Origin of the sequence: Streptomyces sp. NRRL S-378 (genome assembly GCF_000720645.1) — a bacterium.
In the GTDB taxonomy this organism is placed as follows: Bacteria; Actinomycetota; Actinomycetes; order Streptomycetales; family Streptomycetaceae; genus Streptomyces.
On record NZ_JOBX01000030.1, the window covers coordinates 58185 to 76308 of the forward strand.

21 protein-coding genes are annotated in these 18124 nt (G+C 72.7%); 7 read left to right on the forward strand and 14 right to left on the reverse strand.

The features are described 5' to 3' along the window. Window positions 1-17: 17 nt before the first annotated feature. Window positions 18-680 carry an O-methyltransferase gene (locus IH80_RS0121400; protein ID WP_030032218.1) on the forward strand — a complete coding sequence of 221 codons (663 nt, stop codon included), beginning with the start codon at window positions 18-20 and terminating at the stop codon, window positions 678-680. 36 nt (window positions 681-716) lie between these two features. Here IH80_RS0121400 and IH80_RS0121405 read toward each other — a convergent pair whose 3' ends face one another. Together IH80_RS0121405 and IH80_RS42545 are read right to left on the reverse strand one after the other, a co-directional pair. Beyond that, window positions 717-1334, reverse strand: a complete 618-nt coding sequence (locus IH80_RS0121405; RefSeq protein ID WP_037880704.1) for a hypothetical protein — start codon at window positions 1332-1334, stop codon at window positions 717-719. Window positions 1335-1520: 186 nt separating this feature from the next. Then, on the reverse strand, window positions 1521-1688 hold the full coding sequence (locus tag IH80_RS42545; protein ID WP_003966491.1) for a DUF3117 domain-containing protein: 168 nt from the start codon (window positions 1686-1688) through the stop codon (window positions 1521-1523). A gap of 333 nt (window positions 1689-2021) precedes the next feature. On the opposite strand from IH80_RS42545, the gene IH80_RS0121415 reads away from it, so the two are divergent. Then, window positions 2022-2825, forward strand: coding sequence for an enoyl-CoA hydratase/isomerase family protein (locus IH80_RS0121415; RefSeq protein WP_030962553.1), 804 nt, complete (start codon window positions 2022-2024; stop codon window positions 2823-2825). Between the two features lie 25 nt (window positions 2826-2850). On the opposite strand, the gene IH80_RS0121420 is transcribed toward IH80_RS0121415, so the two are convergent. Next, window positions 2851-3438 carry a DNA-3-methyladenine glycosylase I gene (locus IH80_RS0121420; protein WP_030962554.1) on the reverse strand — a complete coding sequence of 196 codons (588 nt, stop codon included), beginning with the start codon at window positions 3436-3438 and terminating at the stop codon, window positions 2851-2853. Next, window positions 3435-3776 (reverse strand): DivIVA domain-containing protein, encoded by a 342-nt coding sequence (locus IH80_RS0121425; RefSeq protein WP_030962555.1) that lies wholly within the window; start codon window positions 3774-3776, stop codon window positions 3435-3437. The genes IH80_RS0121420 and IH80_RS0121425 overlap by 4 nt, the downstream gene beginning before the upstream one ends. A gap of 76 nt (window positions 3777-3852) precedes the next feature. Here IH80_RS0121425 and folP point away from each other — a divergent pair, with 76 nt between their 5' ends. After that, window positions 3853-4713: a dihydropteroate synthase gene (gene folP, locus IH80_RS0121430; RefSeq protein WP_030962556.1), complete on the forward strand. Its 861-nt coding sequence runs from the start codon at window positions 3853-3855 to the stop codon at window positions 4711-4713. Between the two features lie 60 nt (window positions 4714-4773). Here the strand turns inward: folP and IH80_RS0121435 are convergent, their stop codons facing one another. Continuing rightward, a complete protein-coding gene (locus tag IH80_RS0121435) occupies window positions 4774-5532 on the reverse strand; it encodes a TIGR00730 family Rossman fold protein (protein WP_030962557.1) in 759 nt (252 codons plus the stop codon). A 64-nt stretch (window positions 5533-5596) separates the two neighbouring features. Beyond that, the gene (dapE, locus tag IH80_RS0121440; protein WP_030962558.1) at window positions 5597-6676 is read right to left on the reverse strand and encodes a succinyl-diaminopimelate desuccinylase; all 1080 of its coding nucleotides are present in this window, start codon (window positions 6674-6676) and stop codon (window positions 5597-5599) included. Window positions 6677-6763: 87 nt separating this feature from the next. Here dapE and IH80_RS0121445 point away from each other — a divergent pair, with 87 nt between their 5' ends. Continuing rightward, entirely contained in the window at window positions 6764-7747 is a 984-nt protein-coding gene (locus IH80_RS0121445) for a hypothetical protein (protein ID WP_030962559.1), read from the forward strand. A 264-nt stretch (window positions 7748-8011) separates the two neighbouring features. Beyond that, the gene (locus IH80_RS0121450) at window positions 8012-8380 is read left to right on the forward strand and encodes a hypothetical protein (protein ID WP_030962561.1); all 369 of its coding nucleotides are present in this window, start codon (window positions 8012-8014) and stop codon (window positions 8378-8380) included. A gap of 65 nt (window positions 8381-8445) precedes the next feature. Here IH80_RS0121450 and dapC read toward each other — a convergent pair whose 3' ends face one another. Beyond that, complete coding sequence (gene dapC, locus IH80_RS0121455) at window positions 8446-9540, reverse strand: succinyldiaminopimelate transaminase (protein WP_030962563.1); 1095 nt, start codon at window positions 9538-9540, stop codon at window positions 8446-8448. A gap of 106 nt (window positions 9541-9646) precedes the next feature. Continuing rightward, the gene (fdxA, locus tag IH80_RS0121460) at window positions 9647-9976 is read right to left on the reverse strand and encodes a ferredoxin (RefSeq protein ID WP_030027294.1); all 330 of its coding nucleotides are present in this window, start codon (window positions 9974-9976) and stop codon (window positions 9647-9649) included. A gap of 117 nt (window positions 9977-10093) precedes the next feature. Here fdxA and IH80_RS0121465 point away from each other — a divergent pair, with 117 nt between their 5' ends. Together IH80_RS0121465 and IH80_RS0121470 are read left to right on the forward strand one after the other, a co-directional pair. Beyond that, complete coding sequence (locus tag IH80_RS0121465) at window positions 10094-11080, forward strand: GNAT family N-acetyltransferase (RefSeq protein ID WP_030962564.1); 987 nt, start codon at window positions 10094-10096, stop codon at window positions 11078-11080. Window positions 11081-11145: 65 nt separating this feature from the next. After that, window positions 11146-11871, forward strand: a complete 726-nt coding sequence (locus IH80_RS0121470; protein WP_107056873.1) for a transglutaminase-like domain-containing protein — start codon at window positions 11146-11148, stop codon at window positions 11869-11871. An 80-nt stretch (window positions 11872-11951) separates the two neighbouring features. On the opposite strand, the gene IH80_RS41505 is transcribed toward IH80_RS0121470, so the two are convergent. From IH80_RS41505 to IH80_RS0121500, 6 genes are all read right to left on the reverse strand, one after another. Then, a complete protein-coding gene (locus IH80_RS41505) occupies window positions 11952-13808 on the reverse strand; it encodes a hypothetical protein (protein WP_158943544.1) in 1857 nt (618 codons plus the stop codon). A gap of 358 nt (window positions 13809-14166) precedes the next feature. Then, entirely contained in the window at window positions 14167-14550 is a 384-nt protein-coding gene (locus IH80_RS0121480) for a DUF6113 family protein (protein ID WP_030962569.1), read from the reverse strand. Continuing rightward, on the reverse strand, window positions 14547-15443 hold the full coding sequence (gene mshB / locus IH80_RS0121485; RefSeq protein WP_030962570.1) for an N-acetyl-1-D-myo-inositol-2-amino-2-deoxy-alpha-D-glucopyranoside deacetylase: 897 nt from the start codon (window positions 15441-15443) through the stop codon (window positions 14547-14549). Before mshB ends, IH80_RS0121480 begins: the two co-directional genes overlap by 4 nt. A gap of 85 nt (window positions 15444-15528) precedes the next feature. Continuing rightward, on the reverse strand, window positions 15529-15723 hold the full coding sequence (locus IH80_RS0121490; protein ID WP_030036986.1) for a hypothetical protein: 195 nt from the start codon (window positions 15721-15723) through the stop codon (window positions 15529-15531). A gap of 360 nt (window positions 15724-16083) precedes the next feature. After that, window positions 16084-17148, reverse strand: a complete 1065-nt coding sequence (locus tag IH80_RS0121495) for an ABC transporter ATP-binding protein (RefSeq protein WP_030962572.1) — start codon at window positions 17146-17148, stop codon at window positions 16084-16086. Beyond that, a complete protein-coding gene (locus tag IH80_RS0121500; RefSeq protein ID WP_030962573.1) occupies window positions 17141-18124 on the reverse strand; it encodes an ABC transporter ATP-binding protein in 984 nt (327 codons plus the stop codon). The genes IH80_RS0121495 and IH80_RS0121500 overlap by 8 nt, the downstream gene beginning before the upstream one ends.

Sequence of the window (18124 nt, forward strand, 5' to 3'; positions counted from 1 at the left end):
AACGGATACAGTCACCGTTGCGCCAACTATGGGGACAGGAGAGGGTCATTACCGGCAACCGGCAGACGAGCTGGGCGTTCGCCGACGCGTTTGTCGCCGAGGACGACGCTCTGCGATGGGCCCGCGACCGGTCCAGGGAAGCGGGCCTGCGCTCCGTCTCCCCCGGGACCGGCGCCGCGCTGCGCCTGCTGGCCGCGACCGCGGACGCCAAGGCGGTCGCCGAGATCGGCACCGGGACGGGCGTCTCCGGCATCCACCTCCTGCACGGGATGCGCCCCGACGGGGTGCTGACCACGGTCGATCCCGAAGCCGACCGGCAGGCCTTCGCCCGCCAGGCCTTCCGCGCCGCCGGCTTCGCGGGCAACCGCGCCCGCTTCATCCCGGGCCGCGCCCTCGACGTCCTGCCCCGCCTCGCCGACGGCGGGTACGACCTCGTCTTCTGCGACGGGGATCCGACCGAGTCCCTCGACTACCTCGCCGAATCGTTGCGCCTGCTGCGCCCCGGGGGGCTGGTGTGCTTCGAGGGGGTCTTCTCCGACGGCCGTACGGTCGACTCCGCGGCCCAGCCCGTGGAGGTGCTCCGCGTACGCGAGCTGCTGCGCAGCGTCCGGGAGAGCCCGGCGCTGGAGGCAGCGCTGCTCCCGGTGGGCGACGGGCTGCTGTGCGCGGTGCGCCGCTGACCCCGTAGCGGTCCAGGCCCCGCCCGGGGGGCCGGGTCAGCCCAGGAACGCGAAGGTGAGGGCCGCCGTGCCGCCGAGCGCGGTGCCGGCGAGCAGCTGGGCCGGCGTGTGGGCCCGCAGCTCCAGACGGGACCAGCCGACGGCGGCGGCCACCACGGCTGCCGGGAGCACCACCGGGCCGAAGACGAGCAGCAGGATCATCACGGTGCCGCCGGCCACCGACATGTGGATGGATATCTGCCAGACCACCGTCACCAGCAGCGACGAGACCAGGCCGACGAGCATCGCGACGACGAGCGCGAAGACCTGTACCGGGGCGCCCAGGGCGCGCAGGAGGGCGACCCCGGCGAGGACGGACACCAGGCTCAGCGCCATCGGGACGACCCGCTGGCGCCGGACCCGTATGTGCTGGTCGGTCAGGGCGCCCCGGCGGACCCCGACGGTGATGATGCCGATCGGGACGACACCGCAGAAGAGGGCGGCGAGCAGGCCCCAGCCGAGCCCCGTCCACGACCCGGTGCTGTGCCCTCCGACGACCAGCAGCAGGGCGACCACCAGGTTCGCCGGTGCCAGCACGTCGGACAGGACCCGGGCCGCCTTCTGGCGGGGAGTGCAGTCGGCGAAGGCCGGCGGCGCGGGCGGGGAGAAGGTCACGTGCGGCTCCGCCGGGATGCTGGGGACAGGGTCCCAGGGGACGTCTGGTCGGTCGGGCCGGATCAGGGAGCGGGCCCGACCGGCAGGGCACCTCCTGGGACACGACGCAACGCTGCCCCGGCCGCTGATCGCGGTCGGGGCAGCGCAGAGAATGCGAAAGCAGAAGGTGGAAGTGCTGTCAGCGGATCAGCCGACGACCTTCTTCAGGGCGTCACCCAGGGCGTCCGCCTCATCGGGGGTCAGCTCGACGACAAGCCGACCGCCGCCCTCGAGCGGTACGCGCATGACGATGCCCCGCCCCTCCTTGGTGACCTCGAGCGGGCCGTCGCCCGTCCGCGGCTTCATGGCCGCCATGCTCGTTCCCCTTCCTGAAACCAGCTCATCGTCAGCCGACGGCCCCGTTCAGGCGCCTAATACCCGGCATCGAACACATTGCTTCCCAGCCATTATCCCGCATGTCAGGACCCGATGACCAACATCACCCGGGAACGCTTGGGCAACGCGCTCGGCCAAAACCACTCATTTCGGGGATCCGCCTGCGATACTTCGCCGCCGCACCCGGGGAAACGGCTTCGGGTTCGTTTGACGCACATCACATGTGCGCTCCCGGTCCGGTCCGCCATGCTGACCCTTGGACCGGCCGGTACCGGCCGGTAGCCAAGCCCGCGACGAAGGGGGACCCCCGCCATGGCCGACAGTGTGCTCTACGAAGTGACCGACGGACTCGCGACCATCACGATCAACCGTCCGGACGCGATGAACGCGATGAACACCGAGGCCAAGGTCGCCCTGCGCGACGCGGCGCAGGCGGCTGCCGAGGACACCGCGGTGCGCGCGGTCCTGCTGACGGCGGCCGGCAACCGGGCCTTCTGCGTCGGCCAGGACCTCAAGGAGCACATCGGGAATCTCGCCTCGGACCGCGAGACCGGCTCCTCACTGACGATGAACACGGTCAAGGAGCACTACAACCCGATCGTTCGGGCGCTCACCGAGATGCCGAAGCCCGTGGTGGCCGGCGTCAACGGCGTCGCGGCCGGGGCCGGCTTCGGGTTCGCCCTGGCGGCCGACTTCCGGGTCGTCGCCGACACCGCCTCCTTCAACACCTCCTTCGCCGGCGTCGCCCTCACCGCCGACTCCGGGGTCTCGTGGACCCTGCCCCGCCTGATCGGCGCCTCCCGCGCCTCCGACCTGCTGCTCTTCCCGCGTTCGATCAAGGCGCAGGAAGCGTACGAGCTCGGCATCGTCAACCGCCTGGTGCCCTCGGACTCCCTGCACGCCGAGGCCGAGGCCGTGGCCCGCGCACTGGCGGAGGGCCCGACGGTCGCCTACGCCGCCCTGAAGGAGTCCCTGGCGTACGGGGCCTCCCACACCCTCGCGGACTCCCTGGTCCGCGAGGACGTCCTGCAGACCCGTGCGGGGGCCTCCGAGGACCACGCCATCGCCGTCCAGGCCTTCCTGTCGAAGCAGCCCCCGAAGTACCTCGGCCGCTGAGCCGCGCTGCCGTGCGCGGCCCGGTTCAGGCCGGGTCGCGCAGCGCGCAGGCGGCCAGGTGGTCGTTGACCAGCCCGCACGCCTGCATCAGGGCGTAGGCGGTCGTCGGGCCGACGAAGCGGATGCCGGCCTTCTTGAGGGCCTTGGCGAGGGCGGTGGACCGGTCGGTGACCGCCGGGACCTCGGTGACCGTGAGCGGGGCGGGGCCGGGCTCCTCGGGGGCGTGGGACCAGATCAGGGCGTCCAGCTCGCCGGCCTCCCAGCCCGCCAGGACCTTCGCGTTGGCCAGGGTCGCCTCGATCTTGGCCCGGTTGCGGATGATCCCCTCGTCGGCCAGCAGCCGCTCCGCGTCGGCGGCGCCGAACTCCGCGACGGCGGCGATGGAGAAGTCACAGAAGGCTTTGCGGAAGCCCTCGCGGCGGCGCAGGATCGTCAGCCAGGACAGCCCCGACTGGAACGCCTCCAGGCACAGCCGCTCGTACAGGGCGTCGTCGCCGTGGACCGGACGGCCCCATTCGGAGTCGTGATAGGCGATGTACTCGCCGGTGGCGCCCGTGGACAGTGCCCACGGGCAGCGCAGCAGCCCGTCGGGGCCCGCGACCGCTCCGCTCACCGCTCACCGCCCTTGCTGAGGTCGACCCGGTCGGCGGGGCCGGACGCCTCCGCTGCGGCCGTCAGCTGCGCGATCCGCGCGTCCCGCTCGGCCAGCTCCGCGGCGAGCCGCTCCAGTACGTCGTCCACCTCGGCCATCCGGTAGCCGCGCGGCGCGACCGGCAGCCGCAGTGCGTCGATGTCCTCGCGCACCACGGGCCGGCTCTCCGGCAGCCCGTCCGCCACCCGGTCCGGCTCCGCCTCCGGCAGGACGGCCTCCGAGCCGCCGCCGATCACCGCGAGAGTGACCGCTGCCACGACCACGACCAGCGCGATCATCAAGAAGAAGAACACGATCAACTCCCCTGAGAGACTCCGGCCACCAGGTTAAGGTCGCAGGCGAGGCGCGAGGGCCGCCGAAGGAGGAAAGAGCAGGATGCTGCGACTGGGCAGGCGCGAGTTCGACATCCACGAGCCGGTGATCATGGCCATCGTGAACCGGACTCCGGACTCCTTCTACGACCAGGGCGCGACGTTCCGCGACGAGCCGGCGCTGGACCGGGTGGAGCAGGCGGTCGCCGAAGGCGCGGCGATCATCGACATCGGCGGGGTCAAGGCGGGCCCGGGCGAGCACGTGGACGCGGCCGAGGAGGCGCGGCGCACGGTCGGTTTCGTGGCCGAGGTCCGCCGCCGCCACCCGGACGTGGTGATCAGCGTGGACACCTGGCGGCACGAGGTCGGCGAAGCCGTGTGCGAGGCCGGGGCGGACCTGCTGAACGACGCGTGGGGCGGGGTGGACCCCCGGCTCGCCGAGGTCGCGGCGCGCCACGGCGCCGGCCTGGTGTGCACGCACGCCGGTGAGGTGGAGCCGCGCACCCGGCCGCACCGGATCGCGTACGAGGACGTGATGGAGGACATCCTGCGGGTCACGGTCGGGCTCGCCGAACGCGCCGTCGCCCTCGGCGTCCGCCGGGACGCGATCATGATCGACCCGGGTCACGACTTCGGGAAGAACACCCGCCACTCGCTGGAGGCGACCCGGCGGCTGGAGGAGATGACGGCGACGGGCTGGCCGGTCCTGGTCTCCCTGTCCAACAAGGACTTCGTCGGCGAGACCCTCAACAAGCCCGTCAAGGAGCGACTGCTGGGCACCCTGGCCACCACGGCCGTCTCGGCCTGGCTGGGCGCCCAGGTCTACCGCGTCCACGAGGTCGCCGAGACCCGGCAGGTGCTGGACATGGTCCGCTCCATCCAGGGCCACCGCCCCCCGGCGGTCGCCCGCCGCGGCCTGGCCTGACCCGGCGGTCGCCCGCCGGGGGCCGGGCCCGATCCCGCGGGCCGGCCCGCGGCGGCGGTGCTACTTGCCGACTTCCTTCGTCACCAGGGCGATCGCCTCGTCCACGTCGTCGGTGACGTGGAAGAGGTAGAGGTCCTTCTCCGAGGCCTTGCCCTGGGCGATCACCGTGCCCCGCAGCCAGTCGACCAGCCCGCTCCAGTACTCCGTGCCGAACAGCACGATGGGGAAGCGGGTGATCTTCTGGGTCTGGACCAGGGTCAGCGCCTCGAACAGCTCGTCCAGCGTGCCGAGGCCGCCGGGCAGCACGACGAAGCCCTGGCTGTACTTCACGAACATCGTCTTGCGGACGAAGAAGTACCGGAAGTTCAGACCGAGATCGACGTGCTGGTTGAGTCCCTGCTCGAAGGGGAGCTCGATGCCGAGGCCGACCGAGATCCCGCTCGCCTCGCGGGCGCCCTTGTTGGCCGCCTCCATCGCTCCCGGACCGCCGCCGGTGATCACCGCGAAACCGGCGTCGACCAGCGCGCCGCCGATCCGCACGCCCGCCTCGTACTCGGGCGAGCCCTCCGGGGTGCGGGCCGAGCCGAACACGCTGATCGCGGGCGGCAGCTCGGCCAGCGTGCCGAAGCCCTCGATGAACTCCGACTGGATGCGCAGGACCCGCCAGGGATCGGTGTGCACCCACTCGGAGGGCCCGGCGGAGTCCAGCAGCCGCTGGTCCGTCGTACTGCCGGCCTGCACCTGGCTGCGCCGCCTCAGCACCGGCCCGAGCTGCTGCTCCTCGGGCCGACGACGAGCGTTGCCTTCGGGGTTGCCCATGATGTGCTCCCTCCTGCTGATCGTTGGATCAGGGTAGGCGCACGAAGGTGACGGGAAGCGGAATTCAGGAGGTCAGCCAGGCACGGAGTCGTTCCTCGCAGTGCAGGATCGCCTTCGTCTCCACGCGCTCGTCCACCTTGTGGGCCAGCAGGGCGTCGCCCGGACCGTAGTTCACCGCCGGGACGCCGAGCGCACTGAAGCGGGAGACGTCCGTCCAGCCGAACTTGGGCATGGCGCGGCCGCCGACCGCCTCCATGAACGCGGCTGCGGCCGGGTGGGAGAGGCCGGGGAGGGCGCCGCCGGAGAAGTCGTCGATCACGAACTCGTCGACGCCGCAGTCGGCGAAGACCTCCCGGACGTGTCCGATCGCGTCCTCCATGCTGCGGTCCGGGGCGAAGCGGAAGTTGACCGTCACGGTGCAGGCGTCGGGGATGACGTTGTTGGCGACGCCGCCCTCGATGCGGACCGCGTTGAGGCCCTCGTGGTACTCCAGGCCGTCGATGACCGGCTTGCGGGCCTCGTACGCCGCGAGCCGGGCCAGGATCGGGCTCGCCGCGTGGATGGCGTTGGAGCCCATCCAGCTGCGGGCGGAGTGGGCGCGCTCGCCGGACGTGCGCAGCAGCACCCGCAGGGTGCCCTGGCAGCCGCCCTCGACCTCGGCGTTCGAGGGCTCCAGCAGGACCGCGAAATCACCCGTGAGCCAGTCGGGGTGGGCCTCGGCGACCTTGCCGAGGCCGTTGAGGTCGGCGGCGACCTCCTCCTGGTCGTAGAAGACGAAGGTGAGGTCCCGGTTCGGCTCGGGCACGGTCGCGGCGATGCGCAGCTGCACGGCGACGCCGGACTTCATGTCGGTGGTGCCGCAGCCCCACAGGACGCCGTTCTCGTCGAGGCGGGACGGGACGTTGTCGGCGATCGGCACGGTGTCGAGGTGGCCGGCGAGCACCACCCGCTCGGCGCGGCCGAGGTGCGTGCGGGCGACGACGTTGTTGCCGAAGCGGTCCACGGTGAGGTGGGGCAGGCCGCGCAGCGCTTCTTCCACGAGGTCGGCGAGTACCTTCTCGTCGCCGCTCACGGAAGGGATGTCGACGAGCCGGGCGGTCAGCTCGGCGGCGTCCAGGGTGAGGTTCAGCTCGGATTCGGACATGGAACTGACCCTAACGCCCCGGGGTGTGGCGAAGCGTCCCTCGTCCGGCCGGTGGACGCGCCATATGCCTCAAGTACGGTGGGCCGCGTGTCCGAGATCCGTGAACCCCGTCCTCGCCGCCGCAGGCCGCTGCGTGTGGTCGTCGGCCTGCTCGTTCTCCTTTCGGTGATCGGGTACTTCGCCGTGCAGCGCGCCTCGGTCGGCGGTGGCGCGCCCTTCTGCGTCGCCAGTGCGGACGCCTCCGGTCGTGGCGGCGACTCCGAGACGTACGAGATGTCCCCGGAGCAGGCGGCGAACGCGGCGACGATAGCCGCCGTCGGCATCGCCAAGGGTCTGCCCGACCGGGCCGTCACCATCGCCCTGGCGACCGCCATGCAGGAGTCCGCCCTGCGCAACCTCGACCACGGCGACCGGGACTCGCTGGGCCTCTTCCAGCAGCGGCCGTCGATGGGCTGGGGCACGCCGGAGCAGATCACGGACCCGGTCTACTCGGCCGCGATCTTCTACGACCACCTCGTCGACGTGCCCGGGTACTCGCGGCTGCCGCTGACGGTGGCCGCGCAGAAGGTGCAGCGCAGCGGTTACCCGCAGGCCTACGCCAAGCACGAGCCGGACGCGACCGTGCTGACCGCGGCCTTCGCCGGCGGCGGCGTTCTGGACTGCGGCGGGCCGGCGCCCACGGAGCCCGGCGACCCGGAGGAGGTGCGGGACGGCCTGGTGCGGATCTTCGGCAAGGACGGGATGCACACCTTCGGACCGGAGGGCGGCCAGGGCGGTCAGGCGGGCCGCAACGGCGGCGGTGGCCGGGTGGTCCAGGAGCCCGAGGTCTCGATGGTGGAGAAGAAGGAGGCGGGCGAGGCCGCGACGCGCCGCAGCCGGGCGATGGCCCAGTGGGCGGTGGCCAACTCCCGCGAGATGGGGATCGCCAGGGTGTCGTACGACCTGCGCGGCTGGGTCGCGGGCAAGGACCGCGGCCGGTGGCAGGACAAGGGCGGCGCGGGCGCGAAGAACGGCGACGCCGATCCCTACGGCGCGGCCCCCGGCGAGGTCCGGATCTTCCTCGCCCGCTGATCCGGGCGGGGCGCCGCGAGGTGTCCGGGAGCACGCGGGAGCACCCGGCCGCGCGTACGAGTGATCACTCCTGCGGGGGTGATCACCACCGCGTCCGCCGGCCCCGCGGAGGCACGGAACCCCTGGTCGGCGCCGTCCGGTGCGCTTGTCGCGGAAGCCGATTAAACGATGCGTTACCGATCCTTTACCCGGCGGTGCCGCAACTCCACCCGCCCCGCGAGCGGTTAGTCAGGCCGTACTCAGCCGCTACCGCTTAGGAGCATCATGTCCCTCCCCCTGACCCGTCGGATCGCCCGTGCCGCGCTGCTCGTCGCAGCCGGGGCAGCTCCCGTGGTCGGTGCGGCCGGCGCGGCCAACGCCGCCGGTCTGGAGTCCGTGCCGCAGCTGGGCGCACTCACCGCCACGGACGCCCCCGCGGCGACCGCCGAGACGGCCACGGGAACGGCCACCGACGCCCTCGGCAACGCGGGCGCCGCCACCCAGTCCCTGCCGGCCCCCGCATCCGACCTGGCCGGCCAGGCGGGCGGTCTGCTCGGCGGCCTGCCCACGACCCAGGAGCTGCCGGTCTCCTCCCTGCCCCTGGGCGGTGGCCTGCCCGGCGGCCTGCCTGGCGGCCTGCCGCTGGGCGGCTGACGCCCGGGAAACACCGAGGGGGCCGGGAGTGCGGACACTCCCGGCCCCCTCGGGCATGTCACCGGTCAGCCGAGGCGCTTGACCGCCGCCTCCACGCGCTCGTCGGTGGCGGTGAACGCGACGCGCACGAAGCGCGCGCCCGCCTCGCCGTAGAAGTCGCCGGGCGCGACCAGGATGCCCAGGTCCGCGAGGTGGGCGACGGTGTCCCAGCAGGGCTCGTCCCGGGTCACCCACAGGTACAGGCTCGCCTCGCTGTGCTCCACCCGGAAGCCGTGGGCCTCCAGGGCCGTCCGGAGCGCCGCACGGCGGGCCGCGTAGCGCTCGCGCTGCTCGGCCACGTGCAGGTCGTCGCCGAGGGCCGCCACGGTGGCCGCCTGGACCGGGGCGGGGGTCATCATGCCGCCGTGCTTGCGGATCTCCAGCAGCTCGCCGAGCACGTCCGCGTCACCCGCGACGAAGGCGGCCCGGTAGCCCGCCAGGTTGGACCGCTTGGAGAGGGAGTGGACCGCCACGATCCCCTCGTAGGAGCCGCCGCAGACGTCGTCGTGGAGGACGGAGACGGGCTCGGCCTCCCAGCCCAGCTCCAGGTAGCACTCGTCGCTGAAGAGCAGGATGCCGTGCTCCCGGGCCCAGGCCACGATCCGGACGAGTTCGGCCCTGTCGAGGACCTTGCCGGTCGGGTTCGACGGGGAGTTGAGCCACAGCAGCTTCACACCGGCCGGGTCGAGCTCGGTGGGGTCGTCGTAGACCACCGCCTCGGCTCCGCACAGCCGCGCGCCGACCTCGTACGTCGGGTAGGCGAGCCGGGGGTAGGCGACCTTGTCGCCGGCGCCGAGACCGAGCTGGGTCGGCAGCCAGGCCACCAGCTCCTTGGAGCCGACGACCGGCAGGACGTTGCGGTGCTCGGCGGCGCTCGCGCCGAGCCGGCCGCGCAGCCAGCCCGTGATGGCGTCGCGCAGCTCCTTCGTCCCCCACACCGTGGGGTAGCCCGGGGAGTCCGCCGCGTCGACCAGGGCCTGCCGGACGAGCTGCGGGACCGGGTCCACGGGCGTGCCGACGGACAGGTCCACGATGCCGTCCGGGTGGGCCGCCGCCGTCTTCTTGTACGGCTCCAGCTTGTCCCAGGGGAAGGCGGGAAGACGGTCGGATACTGCGGCCACGGTGGTCTCTGCTCTCTCTGCGTACGGGTGGGACGGGTCGGAAAACACCGCGGTCCCGTGCGGCGGGAGGCCGTACGGGACCGGGGGTCGCTTCTGCCGTGAAAGGTCAGTGCTCGCCGTTGATACCGGCGGGCAGCCCCGCGACGAAGGGGTGGTCGCGCTCGATCAGGCCCAGCTTGGAGGCACCACCGGGCGAGCCGAGCTCGTCGAAGAACTCGACGTTCGCCTTGTAGTAGTCCTTCCACTCCTCCGGAGTGTCGTCCTCGTAGAAGATGGCCTCGACCGGGCAGACCGGCTCACACGCACCACAGTCGACGCACTCGTCCGGGTGGATGTACAGGGACCGCTGGCCCTCGTAGATGCAGTCGACGGGGCACTCTTCGATGCATGCCTTGTCCTTGACGTCGACACAAGGCTCCGCGATGACGTAGGTCACGCTCTCGTTCCTCCTCGGTAGGGCTTTCCATATCGCGCGGGAGCGCGGCGTCGTCGATGCCCGCACCTAGTATCTCCGTTCCCGGGCACGATCCGAACAGGAGGGGCGGACAGAGCTGTGGAAATCACTGCCGGAGGACTGCTGGAGGTCCGAATCACCCCGGCTGACGTGGGTAAACGTGTCTCTGTACGACGGGTGGAGACCGGTCTGAGCGGATCACCCGAGTTCACGGACACGGTCGGTGTTCTCACATCCTGGGACCAGGGTGTGCTGCTGATCACAAAGAAGGACGGCCAGTCCGTCCGCATCGCGGAATCGTCGCTGGTGGCGGGCAAGGTCGTGCCTGCGGCGCCGGCCCGGCGGCGGGGTCCGGCGGCCTCCTTCGAGGAGCTGTCGAGGGTCTGCGCACGGTCCTGGCAGCCGCTGGAGAGCGAGCCGCTGGGCGGGTGGACGCTGCGCGCGTCCGCGGGGTTCACCCGGCGCGCCAACTCCGTACTGCCGGCCGGCGACCCGGGGATACCGCTGGACGATGCACTCGCGCGAGTGACCTCCTGGTACGCGGAACGGGGACTTCCGGCCTATGTGCAGGCCGCCACGGGAGCCGCCGGAACGCAGGAGCTGCTCTGCGCGGAGCTGGAGCGCCGCGGCTGGGCGTCCGAGGCGTCGGCGGAGGTACGGATCGGGGCGCTGGCCCCAGTGGGCGACGTGGACGCGCCCGCGAGCGGGTCCGTGCGTCTGACCCGTGTCCCGGACGAGGAGTGGCTCGGGCGCTACGGGAGGGTCTCCGACCCCGGCGTGGCCCGGCGGGTCCTGGTGGAGGGGCCGTCGGTCTGGTTCGCCTCGCTGCCCGGCGGGCGGGCGATCGGACGGTGCGTGGTGGACGGCCGGTGGGCCGGCTTCGCTGCGGTGACGGTCGATCCGGAGCACCGGCGGGAGGGGCTCGCGACGGCGGTGATGGCCGCCCTGGCGCGGCGCGCGCTGGAGGAGGGCGCCTCGGCGGCGTGGCTGCAGGTCGAGACGGACAACGCGGGGGCGCTGGCGCTGTACGACGGGCTGGGCTTCGCGGCGCACCACTCCTACCACCACTTCCGGGCGGCCCGGTGAGCACGCCGGCCCGGCGGGAGCAGTTCGCGGAGCAGGCCCGGTCGGAGCGACCGGACCTGGCGCTGATGTGCCTGCTGCTGGCGGCGGAGGCGGACCCCGAGCTGGACGAACGCGCCATGGACCGGGCGCAGATCGAGCTGGACCGGCTGGCCGGGATGCTGCCGTACGGTCTGCGGGGCGGCCGGGCGTGGGCCTCGGCGGTGACGGAACTGCTGGGCGGGCGCCTCGGGTTCCACGGCACCCCGGCGGACTACGAGCGGCTGTCGTCCTCGCTGCTGCACGAGGTGCTGCGGCGCCGGCGGGGCCTGCCGATCCTGCTGTCGGTGGTGTGGCTGGAGGTCGCCCGGCGGGCGGGTGCGCCGGTGTACGGGCTGGGGCTGCCGGGGCACTTCGTGGTGGGCTTCGGCGACCCGGAGGAGGGCGTGGTCGTGGACCCGTTCGCCGGGGGCGCCTCGCTGGGCGCGGGGCCGGCGGAGCTGGCGTCGGGGCCCCGTACGCCCGCCAGGACGCTGGACATCGTGCTGCGGATCCTGACCAACATCCGGGCGTGGGCCTCGACCCGTCCGGAGCAGTCGGGCGTGGCCCTGTGGGCGCTGGAGCTGTCGCTGCTGCTGCCGTCGCATCCGGCGTCGCTGCGGTACGAGCGGGCGCGGCTGCTGGTGGAGCGGGGCTCCTTCCGGGAGGGGGCCGCCGAGCTGGACGCGTACGCCGAGGTGGTCGCCGCGGTGGACGACGACGCGGCGGCCCGCATCCGGGCCGAGGCCGTCTCGGCGCGCGCCCTGCTGAACTGACCCGTGGCTCCGCCGGACCCGGGCGGGCATGACGATGCCCCCGCCCGGGGATCCGGGCGGGGGCACCGTCGTGCCGTGCGTCAGCTCGGGTTGGTGTCGATGACCACGGTCCGCTCGGCCGGGGTCTTCCCGCGCAGGGCCTTGCCGAGCGCGCCGGCGACGTCCTGTGGGGTGACCGCCGTCTTCGCACCGGTACCACGGGTGATCATGACGCCGTCGAAGGTGTTCCCGTAGGTCGCCTTGAGCGCCTCCAGGTCGAACCTCTCCGTGAGGCGGCCGTCCACGACCTGCATGCTGAGGATCTTGGGCAGCGACAGCTTGCCGAACGCGATGGACTTGGCGCCCGCCTTGACGGTGGCGTTGGCGGACATCGCGGGCTCGGCGAACTCCTTCATCGCGCGGTCCAGTTCGGCCTGGCCCACGACCGGTTCCCTGGTGGTGGTCGGCAGCTGCACGACGGCCGCCTTGCCGGTGCCGACCTGGTCGCGGAAGGCCTTGGTGACGAGGTCGACCGAGCCGTCCACGTCCAGGCCGGTGCCCGGCTTGCCGGGGACGGCGACGGCCTTGCCGCCTTCGAACGTGATCGTGCCCTCGGTGACGGAACCCGCGGTGCCCGCGAGTTCCTGCAGCGCGACCTGGAGCTTCTCCTCGTCGACGGGCATCACGGCGTCGGCGACCCGCTCGTTGCCGAGGAGCGAGCCGATGACCGTGATGGGGTTGTAGTCGCTGCCGGCCGCGTTGCGGACCGTGGTCTGGGCGTCCAGGGTCAGGCCGGCCTTGTCGGGCTTCAGCTCGACCGGCTTGCCGCCGACGCTCAGCTGGATCGGGGCCGCGGCGCGGGTGCCGAAGGCCGTCTGCAGCTTCGCGGCGGCCTCTTCGCGGCTGCCGCTGATGTCGACGCCGAGGACGGTGGTGCCCTTGGGGACGTCGGAGTGGTTCAGGAGCAGCCCGGCGCCGTAGGCCACGCCGACGAGCGCCACGATGCCACCGCCGACGAGGACGAGCTTGGAGCGGCCCTTCTTGGCGGGCTTGGCGGAGGCCTTGGCGGCGGTCTTCTTGTCCGCGGGCGGCGTGGGCCGGGGGGCGGCCGGCGCGGGCGCCGGTACCGGGGTGGGCAGCGGGCCGTCCAGGTCGGGACCGGGCCAGCTCGCGGCCGCAGCGGCCGCAGCGGCCGCCGGGCCGCCCGTGGCGGGACCGGAGCCGAAGCCGGGGCCGCCGGTGGGGCCGGCGGGAGCGTCGGCGTGGCTGTCGTAGACGGGGAACGCCTCGGTGGACGGGCCGCCGTCGCCGTGGTCGGTGCCGTACGCGGGGAAGCCCTGGGTCGCGCCGACGCCGGGGCCGCCGGGCATCGGGGCCGGGGCGGGCGCCTGCGGCTGGGCGTAGCCCGTGCCGTAGTCGGCGACGGGCGGCGGCGCGTAGGCGGTGTCCTGCGCCGGCGGGGCGTACCCGGCGTCCGGCGCGGGCGGGGCCTGGACGTGCGGCGGGTACGCGGCGCCGGGCGCGGGCGGGGCCGGCGTCGGCGTCGCGCCGGGCACGCGCTTGGCGAGCGGCGGCGCCGGGGCGGCCGGCGGCATCTGCGCGGCGGCGGGCGCCGCGGGCGCGGGCGCGGCGGCGGGCGGCTTGCGCGGCGCGAACCAGTTGCTGGCGGCCGGCTCCTCGGCCTGTGCCGGGTCCGGCTCCGGCGCGGCCTCGACGCGGGTCGGCCGGGGCCCCGGACGCTGCGCGAGCGGGGGCTTGTCCTGCGGCCCGGGTCCCTGCTCCGGCTCCGGCGGGGTCTGCGCCCCACTGCCGGACGGGCCGGAGTTGGTGCCCATCGACTTGCGCACGACCACCGGCGGGATCGGCCGCGAGCCGGGAATGTTGATCCGGATCCGGGTCGTCAGGGTGGTCTCGGTCTTGGGCCCGTCGGATTCGGGCGTGGACGGATTCGAGGTCACAGGGTTCTCCTCCGGGGCGGTCGCCGCGCCAGGCCCGGGTGGCACAGTCGTGGACGGGTACTGGCCGGTTCCGTACGGCGGTGTACCCGAGGGGTAAGCGGCTCCTCCGGGCCCCTTGGGCCCGGAGGACGAACTGTCGGTTTCACGACTCAAGGCAGGTTCTCCCGGTTGGCTCCGCCGCCCGTCATACCGTGCGCGGGCAGCTCGGCGGCCCGTCCACCATACTGGCCGCCGCCCGCGCGCAACTGACTGCCGGGGATCAGGGGTTCCTCACGAAGCCCGCCGAACCGCCCTGGAGCGCCGCGCGGGGACCCTCCCGCACACCTCGGCCGCACTCCCTACGAGGTCCGACATCACGTCACTTGACGGAGCGTGCGGCCGAAACCGGCCGTTCCGCCGGAAGGCTGACCGTGGCACACATCACAGCCAGCACCGCTCCGCCCAAAAGGTAGGCGTACATGCCGATTCCGGACGAACTGAGCAGGAAGTCGCCCTCGGGGCGCGGGACGCCGAGCATCACGTAGGCGAGGAACCAGCCGCCGGCGCCGGCGCCCACCCCGAGGCCGGTCCCGAGGGCGATCCGGCCGCCGAGGAACAGGCCGAAGAGGGCCAGCAGCGCGAGCAGCAGCCCGCCGGGGAACCACAGGTCCACGACCAGCCAGCCGGCCAGGCCGGTCAGGACGCCGAGCACCAGCAGGCCCAGGCAGCCGGCGATCCGGCCCACCGTCGGGGCGCCGGTCACGCCTCGACCCCCGCGAAGAGGTCGTGTTCGCGTTCGCCCGCCGCCGCGCCCGGCCGGCCCTCGACCAGTTCGTAGTACTCACGCGTGAACAGCGGCTGCGCCAGGTCGTTGGAGAGCGCGAAGAAGGGCCCGTCCACGGCGATCTGGGTGGCGTGGGCCCGCATGGCGGCCGTCTTGGCGGCCACCAGCGCCTCGTCGGCGTCGATCTCGGCGGTGATCCGCTCGTCGTCGACGACGCCGGGGACGTCACGCGGCGAGGCCAGTCCGGGGAAGGACACCTCGGTCCGGGCGGCACCCAGCCGGGCGAAGCCCTCCTCGACCACCGAGAGCGGGACGCGGTTCCAGTAGATCTTGCCGATCGTGTGGGGGTCGCCGAGGTCGCGCCGGTAGGCGGTCTCCGCGGCCAGTTCGGCGGCGCGCATGGCGACCCGGTGGGCCTGGATGTGGTCCGGGTGGCCGTAGCCGCCGTCGGGGTCGTAGGTGACGAGCACCTGCGGGCGCAGCTCGCGGATCACCTCCACGAGGTACGCGGCGGCCTCGTCCACGTCGGCGGACCAGAAGGCCTCCGGGCGGCGGTTCTGCGGGGCGCCCATCATCCCGGAGTCGCGGAAGCGGCCGGGACCACCGAGGAACCGGTGGTCGTGGACGCCCAGTTCGGCCATGGCGGCGGCGAGTTCGCCGATCCGGTGCGCGCCGAGGGCGTCCTCGCGGTCGGCCGTCAGGTGGGCGAGCGCGGGCGGGATGACCTCGCCCTCCTCGCCCAGGGTGCAGGTCACCAGCGCGACGTGGGCACCCTGGGCCGCGTACTTGGCCATGGTGACGCCGTTGTTGATCGACTCGTCGTCGGGGTGCGCGTGCACGAAGAGCAGACGACGGGCGGGAAGACCGTTCATGGGCCTAGCGTAGGGGGTGCCCCGCGCCGGTCCCGGCCTGCCCGCCCCGCCCGGCGGGCCCCGGCGGCGACCGCCGGGGCGCTGCCTAGAACTTGATGCCGCTGATCATGCTCGCCACGTTGGAGGTGAGCTGGCTGAGCGTCGGGGCGATGGTGGAACTCGCCAGGTAGAAGCCGAGGAGCACACAGACCACCGCGTGTCCCGCCTTCAGGCCCGCACGGCGGACCAGCAGGAAAACGATGATCGCCAGCAGCACCACGGCAGAGATCGAGAGTGCCACGGCGTTTCACCTCCACGTCGAGCGGACATCGGTACGCGTATTCGTGCTCGGCGAGAGTCATACCCACCGTGCGCTACGGATCATAACTATCCGTGCCAGCGCATCGATCGAAATCCGGCAGCACAAGGGGCGCATGCCGCGCACGGGGAGGGTCACACGAAGACCGGCCGGGGGGCGTTTACGCCCCCCGGCCGGCTGTCGGCACCCGCACGGCCGCACAGCTCCCAGGCTGCCTGCCCCAGATCTCGGGGCAGAAACGGTCAAGTTGCCCGCAGGTAAACCGAGTTGGGATTCGATGTCCACTCCTGCAGCCGGAACGTCACGGGTGGCCGGAAATGATCGGTCGGCGCGGGGTTCGTCTCAGTCCGTGCCCTTCGCGACGGGCCGCCCGTCCTCCTCCGGCGGCACGTGGGGGACCACCCGCTTCTCCGCCGCGAAGTGACACGCCGAGGGATGCGCCGCCGGACCGGAGGCGAAGACCTCCGGGACCGCGAGCAGCGGGACCTCCGTCGTGCAGCGCTCCCGGGCCTTCCAGCAGCGGGTGCGGAAGCGGCAGCCCGACGGCGGGGCGGCCGGGGACGGGACGTCGCCGGAGAGGATGATCCGCTCACGGTGGGCGCGCGCCTGCGGGTCGGGGACCGGCACGGCCGAAAGCAGCGCCTGCGTGTACGGGTGGGTCGGGTGTTCGTAGATCTCGGCGTCGGTGCCGATCTCGACGATCCGGCCGAGGTACATGACGCCGACCCGGTCGGAGATGTGCCGCACGATCGAGAGGTCGTGCGCGATGAAGACGTAGGACAGGCCGAACTCGTCCTGCAGCTTCTCCAGCAGGTTGACGACCTGCGCCTGGACGGAGACGTCCAGGGCGGAGACCGGCTCGTCGGCGACGATGATCTCGGGCTGGAGGGCCAGGCCGCGGGCGATGCCGATGCGCTGGCGCTGGCCGCCGGAGAACTGGTGCGGATAGCGGTTGATGTACTCCGGGTTCAGGCCGACGACGTCCAGGAGCTCCTGGACCTTGCGGCGCCGGTCGCCCTTCGGTGCCACGTCGGGGTGGATCTCGTACGGCTCTCCGATGATGTCGCCGACCGTCATGCGCGGGTTCAGCGAGGTGTACGGGTCCTGGAACACCATCTGGATGTTGCGGCGGACGGCCTTCAGCGCGCGCCCCGACAGCCTGCTGACGTCCTCGCCCTTGTACGTGATCGAACCCGCGGTCGGCCGTTCCAGGTTGACCAGCAACCTGGCCACGGTGGACTTGCCGCAGCCGGACTCGCCGACGATGCCCAGGGTCTCGCCGGCGCGCAGGCCGAAGGAGACCCCGTCGACGGCCTTGACCGCGCCGACCTGCTTCTTGAACAGGACTCCCCGGGTCAGCGGGTAGTGCTTGACCAGGTCCTTCACCTCGAGAAGGGGCTCAGCCATGGAGGCACTCCTTCCAGAAGTGGCAGGCGCTGGCCCGCGCCACGGGCGACTCCGTCACGGGGTACAGGGGCGGGACGTCGCTGCGGCAGATCTCCTGCGCCATCGGACAGCGCGGGTTGAAGGCGCAGCCGGGCGGGATGCGGAGCAGGTTGGGCGGCAGGCCCTTGATCGCGTACAGCTCCTGGCCCTTCTGGTCCAGGCGCGGGATCGAGTCCAGCAGGCCGCGCGTGTACGGGTGCGCGGGTGCCTTGTAGATCTCGTGGACCGGGGCCGCCTCGACGATCCGGCCCGCGTACATGACCGCGATCTTGTCCGCGACGTCGGCGACCACGCCGAGGTCGTGGGTGATCAGGATGAGACCCATGTTGAGCTCCCGCTGGAGCTCGGCCAGCAGGTCCATCACCTGCGCCTGGACGGTGACGTCCAGGGCCGTCGTCGGCTCGTCCGCGATGATCAGCGAGGGCTCCAGCGCCAGCGCCATGGCGATCATGATGCGCTGGCGCATGCCGCCGGAGAACTGGTGCGGATAGTCCCCCACCCGCTGCTTCGCCGCCGGGATCCGCACCCGGTCCATCAGCTCGACGGCCTTGGCCCGGGCGTCCTTGCGGGACATCCCGCGGTGGACCTCGTACATCTCACCGAGCTGTTTGCCGACGGTCAGCACCGGGTTCAGGGAGGACAGCGCGTCCTGGAAGATCATCGCCATCTCGGCGCCGCGGATCCTGCGCCGCTCGTCCTCCTTCATCTTCAGCAGGTCACGGCCCTTGAAGAGGATCTCGCCGCCGGCGATCCGGCCCGGCGGCACGTCCAGGATCCCCATCACGGCCTGGGCGGTCACGGACTTGCCGGAGCCGGACTCGCCGAGCACGGCGAGGGTCTCGCCCTCGTCCACCGAGTAGTCGACCCCGTTGACCGCCTTCGCGACGCCTTCGCGCGTCTTGAATTCCACGTGCAGGTCGCGGACTTCGAGCAGCAT

What these genes read in the sequence shown, in the direction of transcription:
- IH80_RS0121450 (WP_030962561.1), top strand. Translation starts at nt 8,012, where the DNA reads ATGTCCCTCCCCCTGACCCGTCGGATCGCCCGTGCCGCGCTGCTCGTC.
- IH80_RS42545 (WP_003966491.1), bottom strand. Translation starts at nt 1,688, where the DNA reads ATGGCGGCCATGAAGCCGCGGACGGGCGACGGCCCGCTCGAGGTCACC.
- dapE (WP_030962558.1), bottom strand. Translation starts at nt 6,676, where the DNA reads ATGTCCGAATCCGAGCTGAACCTCACCCTGGACGCCGCCGAGCTGACC.
- IH80_RS0121470 (WP_107056873.1), top strand. Translation starts at nt 11,146, where the DNA reads ATGTGCCTGCTGCTGGCGGCGGAGGCGGACCCCGAGCTGGACGAACGC.
- IH80_RS0121435 (WP_030962557.1), bottom strand. Translation starts at nt 5,532, where the DNA reads ATGGGCAACCCCGAAGGCAACGCTCGTCGTCGGCCCGAGGAGCAGCAG.
- mshB (WP_030962570.1), bottom strand. Translation starts at nt 15,443, where the DNA reads ATGAACGGTCTTCCCGCCCGTCGTCTGCTCTTCGTGCACGCGCACCCC.
- IH80_RS0121495 (WP_030962572.1), bottom strand. Translation starts at nt 17,148, where the DNA reads ATGGCTGAGCCCCTTCTCGAGGTGAAGGACCTGGTCAAGCACTACCCG.
- folP (WP_030962556.1), top strand. Translation starts at nt 3,853, where the DNA reads ATGCTGCGACTGGGCAGGCGCGAGTTCGACATCCACGAGCCGGTGATC.
- IH80_RS0121500 (WP_030962573.1), bottom strand. Translation starts at nt 18,124, where the DNA reads ATGCTGCTCGAAGTCCGCGACCTGCACGTGGAATTCAAGACGCGCGAA.
- IH80_RS0121415 (WP_030962553.1), top strand. Translation starts at nt 2,022, where the DNA reads ATGGCCGACAGTGTGCTCTACGAAGTGACCGACGGACTCGCGACCATC.